Source organism: Streptomyces sp. WELS2, from assembly GCF_013870595.1.
Classification (GTDB): Bacteria; Actinomycetota; Actinomycetes; order Streptomycetales; family Streptomycetaceae; genus Streptomyces.
The window spans coordinates 1-6756 of the sequence record NZ_JACBWZ010000313.1 but is presented as its reverse complement, the minus strand read 5'-3'; the positions used below and the strand labels follow the sequence as shown (position 1 = coordinate 6756).

The 6756-nt window shown below is 70.7% G+C and carries 7 protein-coding genes and 1 pseudogene; 3 read left to right on the top strand and 5 right to left on the bottom strand.

Annotated elements, in window-relative coordinates; all coding sequences use genetic code 11:
* A pseudogene (locus H5J33_RS18890) lies at window positions 1-90 on the bottom strand (DNA-binding response regulator); the annotation flags it as partial.
* A gap of 313 nt (window positions 91-403) precedes the next feature.
* On the opposite strand from H5J33_RS18890, the gene H5J33_RS18885 reads away from it, so the two are divergent.
* Entirely contained in the window at window positions 404-856 is a 453-nt protein-coding gene (locus tag H5J33_RS18885; protein ID WP_181796109.1) for an N-acetyltransferase, read from the top strand.
* Window positions 857-863: 7 nt separating this feature from the next.
* Here H5J33_RS18885 and galK read toward each other — a convergent pair whose 3' ends face one another.
* The 3 genes from galK to galT are packed head-to-tail and all read right to left on the bottom strand — an operon-like array spanning window position 864 to window position 4062.
* Window positions 864-2018, bottom strand: coding sequence for a galactokinase (gene galK, locus H5J33_RS18880; protein ID WP_181796108.1), 1155 nt, complete (start codon window positions 2016-2018; stop codon window positions 864-866).
* Entirely contained in the window at window positions 2018-2980 is a 963-nt protein-coding gene (galE, locus tag H5J33_RS18875; protein ID WP_181796107.1) for a UDP-glucose 4-epimerase GalE, read from the bottom strand. The genes galK and galE overlap by 1 nt, the downstream gene beginning before the upstream one ends.
* Window positions 2977-4062, bottom strand: coding sequence for a galactose-1-phosphate uridylyltransferase (gene galT / locus H5J33_RS18870; protein ID WP_181796106.1), 1086 nt, complete (start codon window positions 4060-4062; stop codon window positions 2977-2979). Before galT ends, galE begins: the two co-directional genes overlap by 4 nt.
* A 176-nt stretch (window positions 4063-4238) precedes the next feature.
* Between galT and H5J33_RS18865 the strand changes: the two genes are divergently transcribed.
* Both H5J33_RS18865 and H5J33_RS18860 read left to right on the top strand, forming a co-directional pair.
* A complete protein-coding gene (locus H5J33_RS18865; protein ID WP_181796105.1) occupies window positions 4239-5918 on the top strand; it encodes a sodium:solute symporter family protein in 1680 nt (559 codons plus the stop codon).
* Window positions 5919-5939: 21 nt separating this feature from the next.
* Window positions 5940-6260, top strand: coding sequence for a hypothetical protein (locus H5J33_RS18860; RefSeq protein ID WP_181796104.1), 321 nt, complete (start codon window positions 5940-5942; stop codon window positions 6258-6260).
* On the opposite strand, the gene H5J33_RS18855 is transcribed toward H5J33_RS18860, so the two are convergent.
* Window positions 6217-6756 (bottom strand): LuxR C-terminal-related transcriptional regulator (locus H5J33_RS18855; protein WP_258565221.1); only part of this gene is annotated, 540 nt, incomplete at its 5' end. The genes H5J33_RS18860 and H5J33_RS18855 overlap by 44 nt on opposite strands.

The window sequence follows — 6756 nt, the reverse complement described above, 5'->3', positions numbered from 1 at the left end:
GGTGAGGAGGGGTTCGGCGGCCAGGGCGGCGGCCAGCGACTCGGCGAAGATGCGGTGGTCGTCGACGACCAGGACTCGGATACGAACCACGTGACCCCCTTCCCCGGGCTCCGCGTGGAGCAGGGGATGTCCAAGGTCCGGAAAGCTCCGGAACGAGACGGCTTCCGGGCGTGCCCGGAGAAGGACGGGAGTACGACGACGGGCACGGGTACGACACCGGCGGACAGGGACAACGCGCCGCACGGCCGCCGCCGTCGCGGAGACTGCCGTCCCCGACCGCGGGCGCCGTACCCGCGTGTCTCGCCCCCTGAGCGGCACCGGCCCCCACCGGTGCTGTTCCACAGAGTACGGATGCGGGCACGCAGCGGAAGGAGATTTGCAGAACTGGCCGTCCGGCACGTTTATGGTGTGCCGCATGTTTCGTATCGAGACGGAAGTCGACAAGGGACGACGCGATCTGCTCCGCTCACGCTTGCGGGACACCAACACGGCGGCGTCCCCGGTGCTGGCCGCGCTGCGCGGCACCCCCGGCGAACGCGAGGCCCCGCTGCACGTGTGGGGGCTGGACGCGGCCGGTGAGCTGGCGGGCGGGCTGGTCGGCCACACCTGGACGACCTGGCTGCACGTCACCTACCTGTGGGTGGAGACCCGTCACCGCGGCACGGGCCTCGGCTCCCGGCTGCTCGCCGAGGCGGAACGGCTGGCCACCGCCCGCGGCTGCACCTCCGCCCGCCTGGAGACCTGGGACTTCCAGGCCCCCGGCTTCTACCGCAAACAGGGCTACGAGGTGGTCTGCGTGATCCCCGACTACCCGCCGGGGATCACGGAGTACACCCTGACCAAACGCCTGGTCTGACGTCGGGTCAGACGAGCCGCCGGGCGCCCGCCGACGGGACCGCCTCGAAGACGCGCGGGGCGGTGAAGCCCGCCGCGGCGAAGGCCTCCTCGACGGACTTCGTCAGGGTGTCGACGTCCGCCGCCTCGGTCAGGACGATCGCCGAGCCGCCGAAGCCGCCGCCGGTCATCCGGGCGCCGAGGGCGCCGCCGGCCAGGGCGGTGTCGACCACCAGGTCCAGCTCCGGGCAGGAGATCCGGAAGTCGTCGCGCAGGGAGGCGTGGCCCTCGGTGAGGACCGGGCCGATGGCCCGGGGCTCGCCGGCCCGCAGCAGGGCGACCGTGCGTTCGACCCGCTCGTTCTCCGTCACGACGTGGCGGACCAGCCGGACGACCTCCTCCTCGTCGCCGAGGCGGGCGAGGGCCGCGTCCAGGCCGTCGTACGGGATGTCGCGCAGGGCGTCGACGCCGAGCAGCGCCGCGCCCTTCTCGCACCCGGCCCGGCGCTTGCCGTACTCGCCGCCGCTGTGCGCGTGCTTGACCTGGGTGTCCACCACCAGCAGCCGCAGGCCCTCCGCCGCGAGGTCGAAGGGGATCTGCCGCTGGGACAGGTCACGGGTGTCCAGGAACAGCGCGTGCCCGGCCTCGCAGCAGGCCGACGCCGTCTGGTCCATGATGCCGGTGGGCGCGCCGACGTAGACGTTCTCGGCGCGCTGGCACAGTCGGGCCAGCCGCCAGCCCTTCAGGCCCAGGTCGTACAGGTCGTTCAGGGCGAGCGCGATCACGACCTCCAGGGCGGCGGAGGAGGACAGGCCCGCGCCGGTCGGGACCGTGGACGCCAGGTGGATGTCGGCGCCGGTGATCTCGTGGCCCGCCTCGCGCAGCGCCCAGACCACGCCCGCCGGGTAGGCCGTCCAGTCGTGGTCGCCGCCGGGCGCGAGGTCGTCCGGGCGCAGCTCGGTGATCCCGCCCCCGATGTCGGCCGAGTGCAGGCGCAGCAGGCCGTCGGTGCGGCGGGAGACCGCGGCCACCGCCTGGTGCGGCAGGGCGAACGGCATGACGAAGCCGTCGTTGTAGTCGGTGTGCTCGCCGATCAGGTTGACCCGGCCCGGTGCCGCCCAGACGCCCTCGGGCCGTGCCCCGTACAGCTCGGCGAAGCGCTCCGCGACCTGCTGTGCCCCCACTAGTGCTCCCTCGTGATGCTCTGCGCGAACTCCCACGCGTCCGCGACGATCCCCGCGAGGTCCGCGCGGGTCGGGTTCCAGCCCAGCTTCTCGCGGGCGGTGTCCGCGGAGGCGACCAGGACCGCCGGGTCGCCGCCGCGGCGCTCCGCGGTGACCTCCGGGATCGGGTGGCCGGTGACCTCGCGGACGGTCTCGACGACCTCGCGCACGGAGAAGCCGTTGCCGTTGCCGAGGTTGCAGATCAGGTGCTCGCCGGGGGCGGCGGCGCCCAGGGCCAGCAGGTGGGCCTCGGCCAGGTCCGCCACGTGGATGTAGTCGCGCACGCAGGTGCCGTCGGGGGTCGGGTAGTCGTCGCCGTAGACCGAGATGGTCTCGCGGCGGCCCTGGGCGACCTGGAGCACCAGCGGGATCAGGTGCGACTCGGGGTCGTGGCGCTCGCCGTACGCGCCGTAGGCGCCGGCCACGTTGAAGTAGCGCAGGGAGACCGCAGCCAGGCCGTGGGCGCGCGCCTCGCCGGTGATCATGTGGTCGACGGCGAGCTTGGAGGCGCCGTAGGGGCTGGTGGGCCGGGTCGGGGCGGTCTCCCGGATGGGGGTCTGCTCGGGCTCGCCGTAGGTGGCCGCGGTGGAGGAGAACACCAGCTTGCGCACGCCGGCCTCGCGCATCGCGGCGAGCAGCGCCATGCTGCCGCCGACGTTGTTGTCCCAGTACTTCTCCGGCTTCAGCACCGACTCGCCGACCTGCGAGAACGCCGCGAAGTGCAGCACGCCGTCGAAGGAGGGGTCGAGCCACTTGGCGGCGTCGCGGATGTCGCCCTCGATGAAGGCGGCCCCGGCGGGCACGCCGGCGCGGAAGCCGGTGGAGAGGTTGTCGAGGACGGTGACCTCGTGCCCGGCCTCCAGCAGGTGCTGGGCCACGACGCTGCCGACATATCCGGCGCCACCCGTCACCAGGTACTTCATGAACTCGCTACCTCTCGCAGTCGCTCGGCCGCGCGCTCCGGCGGCACGTCGTTGATGAACACGCTCATGCCGGACTCGGAGCCCGCGAGAAACTTCAGTTTGCCGGAAGTGCGGCGGATGGTGAAAAGCTCGAGGTGGAGCGCGAAGTCGTCGCGCGTCACACCGTCGAACTCCTCCAGCGTGCCGAACGGGGCCTGGTGCCAGGCCGCGATGTACGGCGTCGGAGGCTCACCCGCGGAGCTTTCCCCTCCGTCCCGCCCATCGAAGATCCGGTCGAACCGCTTCAAGAGTTCCAGATACACCCGGGGGAACTCCGCGCGGGCCGCCTCGTCCAGCGCGAGCAGGTCGGGCACCCGGCGCCTCGGGTACAGGTGGACCTCGTACGGCCAGTGGGCCGCGTACGGGACGAAGGCCACCCAGTGTTCACCCTCCAGGACGACCCGCTCGTCGGCCAGTTCGCGCTCCAGGACCGCGTCGAACAGGTTCTCCCCGCCGGTGGCCTCCTTGTGGACGGCGAGCGAGCGGAGCATCAGCGCGGTGCGCGGGGTGGTGAAGGGGTAGGCGTAGATCTGCCCGTGCGGGTGGCCGAGGGTCACGCCGATCTCGGCGCCGCGGTTCTCGAAGCAGAACACCTGCTCCACGGCGGGCAGGCGGGACAGCTCCGCGGTGCGGTCCGTCCACGCGTCCAGCACCAGGCGGGCCTGTTCGGGGGTGAGGTCGGCGAAGGAGGCGTCGTGGTCGGGGGTGAAGCAGACGACCTCGCAGCGGCCGGAGTCGCCGGCGAGGGAGGGGAAGCGGTTCTCGAAGACCACGACGTCGTACGAGGAGTCCGGGATCTCGCTGAGCCGGTCGCCGTGCGTGGGGCACAGGGGGCACTCGTCGGCCGGCGGGTGGTAGGTGCGGCCCTGGCGGTGCGAGGCGATGGCGACGGCGTCGCCGAGCAGCGGGTCGCGGCGGACCTCGGACGTGGTGACCGTGCGGTCCAGGGGGCGCCGGTCGGCCGCGTCGCGCACGGTGTCGTCCCGCAGGTCGTAGTAGATCAGCTCACGACCGTCGGCAAGCCGGGTCGGGGTCTTCTTCACGCCGGACTCCTCCACGTCCCCACTCCAACACTCAACACAATCAAACATAACAGATCACAACTCGACACCCTGCGCTCGATCACAATCAAACAAAGAACACCAGTCAAAGTGTTCAAATAACGAACACGGCGGCGTAGGTTCCGCTTGGATCAGTTCGCGCAACGAAGCGAGTTCTCATGCAAACCCCCACATATCTGGCGGCGGAGCTACGGCTCCCCACCAACTGGCTGGACTACACGATCCTGGCGATCTACTTCGTCGTCGTCCTGGGCATCGGCCTCGCCGCCCGCCGCTCCGTCAAGACCAGCCTCGACTTCTTCCTCTCCGGACGCTCGCTGCCCGCCTGGATCACCGGCCTCGCCTTCATCTCGGCGAACCTGGCGGCCACCGAGATCCTGGGCATGGCGGCCAACAGCGCCCAGTACGGCGCCTACACCGTCCACTGGTACTGGATCGGCGCCATCCCCGCCATGGTCTTCCTCGGCCTGGTGATGATGCCCTTCTACTACGGCAGCAAGGTCCGCTCGGTCCCCGAGTTCCTGCTGCTGCGCTTCGACAAGGCCGCCCACCTGCTCAGCTCCGCCCTGTTCGCGTTCGCCGCGGTGCTGATCGCCGGCGTCAACCTCTACGCCCTCGCGCTCGTCGTCGAGGCCCTGCTCGGCTGGCCGCAGTGGGTCGCCATCGTCGTCGCCGGCGCCCTGGTGCTCGGTTACATCACCCTGGGCGGCCTGTCCTCGGCGATCTACAACGAGGTGCTCCAGTTCTTCGTCATCCTCGCCGCGCTCATCCCCATCACCGTGCTCGGCCTGAAGAAGGTCGGCGGCTGGAACGGACTGACCGACAAGCTCACCGCGCAGCACGGCGCCGACTTCACCACCGCCTGGGGCGGCACGGGCATCGGGCACGCCAACCCGCTCGGCGCCAACTGGCTCACCATCGTCCTCGGCCTCGGCTTCGTGCTCTCCTTCGGCTACTGGACCACCAACTTCGCCGAGGTGCAGCGCGCCCTGTCCGCGAAGAACCTCTCCGCCGGGCAGCGCACCCCGCTCATCGCCGCCTTCCCGAAGATCTTCATCGTCTTCCTGGTGATGATCCCCGGCCTGGTCGCCGCCGCGCTCGTGCCGGACATCGGCAGCAAGAAGTCCGGGCTGGCGTACAACGACGCGATCCCCTACCTGATGCAGGAACTGCTGCCCAACGGCGTGCTCGGCATCGCCGTCACCGGTCTGCTGGCGGCCTTCATGGCGGGCATGGCGGCGAACGTGTCGTCGTTCAACACGGTGTTCACCAACGACATCTGGGCCAAGTACGTGGTGCGTGACCGCGAGGACGAGTACTACGTGCGGTTCGGCCGGCTGATCACCGTGATCGGCGTCTGCGCCTCCGTCGGCACGGCGTTCCTGGCGTCCTCGTTCTCGAACATCATGAGTTACCTGCAGACGCTGTTCTCCTTCTTCAACGTGCCGATGTTCGTCGTCTTCATCGTCGGCATGTTCTGGAAGCGCGCGTCCGCCAAGTCCGGCTTCTGGGGCCTGCTCGCCGGCACCACCGCGGCGATGATCAACTACTTCGTCTTCTACAAGAAGGGCGTCATCTCCATCCCCTCCGACCAGGGCGCCAACTTCGTCTCCGCGATCGCCGGGTTCGTCGCCGGCGCGGTCGTGATGATCGCGGTGTCCCTGTTCACCAAGCCGAAGCCGGCGGAGGAACTCCAGGGCCTGGTCTACGGCACCCGCTCCCCCGGCATGTCCGAGCCGCCCGCCGAGGGCGACGACGCGTGGTACCGCAAGCCGGCCCTGCTGGGCTGGGGCGCGGTCGTCCTGGCCGCCGCCTGCTACATCCCGTTCTCGTTCTGACGCGGGAGGACCGAGGAAACCATGACCGAGCATCCTAAGCACCGTCCGCCGCACTACACCGAGCAGGACGTCCAGCGGGAGGTCTCCGAGCTGGAGACCGAGTCCGCGACGGCGGCCCGCATCTTCGACCTGCGCCGCATCATCGGCGGTCTGTTCGTGGTCTACGGCGTCATCGTCACCATCACCGGGCTCACCGACTCCCGGGCCGCGATCGACAAGGCCGAGGGCGTCAACATCAACCTGTGGACCGGGATCGGCATGCTGCTGCTGGGGATCTTCTTCCTGGCGTGGCTGAAACTCAGGCCCACGGTGCTGCCTCCGGAGGAGGACCGGGCGGAGTAGCGCCCCTTTTGGACGCCCGGGCCGGGCCCGTGTTCCGACGCGGCCCGGCCCGTTCCAGTAAGCCCGTGCGGGCGGCCAGGGCCGCCGCCTCCAGGCGGGAGCCGACGCCCAGTTTCATCAGGACCCGCTGGACGTGGGTGCGGGCCGTGCTGGGGGCGATGCCCATGCCCGCCGCGATCAGACGGGTGTCCTCTCCGTCGGCCACCCGGACGAGGACCTCCACCTCGCGCGGCGTCAGCATCCCCAGCAGCCGCTGGGCCTCGTCGTCGGGCTGCGCGGCCGGGTTCAGCAGCTCGCCGAACGCGCCCTGGAGCAGCTGCGGGGCGACGGCCGCCTCCCCGGCGCGGGCCTTCATCATGGCCCGCTCGACGCCCTCGATCCGCTCGTCGTGCCGTACGTACCCCGACGCGCCCGCCGCGAAGGCCGCCGCGATGCCGCGCGGCGACGGCACCGGGCCGAGCACCACCACCGCCACCTGCGGACGCTCCCGCTTGAT

Bases quoted from the DNA above. Each gene is read 5' to 3' on its own strand.
- galE (WP_181796107.1), bottom strand. From the start codon at position 2,980: ATGAAGTACCTGGTGACGGGTGGCGCCGGATATGTCGGCAGCGTCGTG.
- H5J33_RS18885 (WP_181796109.1), top strand. From the start codon at position 404: ATGGTGTGCCGCATGTTTCGTATCGAGACGGAAGTCGACAAGGGACGA.
- H5J33_RS18860 (WP_181796104.1), top strand. From the start codon at position 5,940: ATGACCGAGCATCCTAAGCACCGTCCGCCGCACTACACCGAGCAGGAC.
- H5J33_RS18865 (WP_181796105.1), top strand. From the start codon at position 4,239: ATGCAAACCCCCACATATCTGGCGGCGGAGCTACGGCTCCCCACCAAC.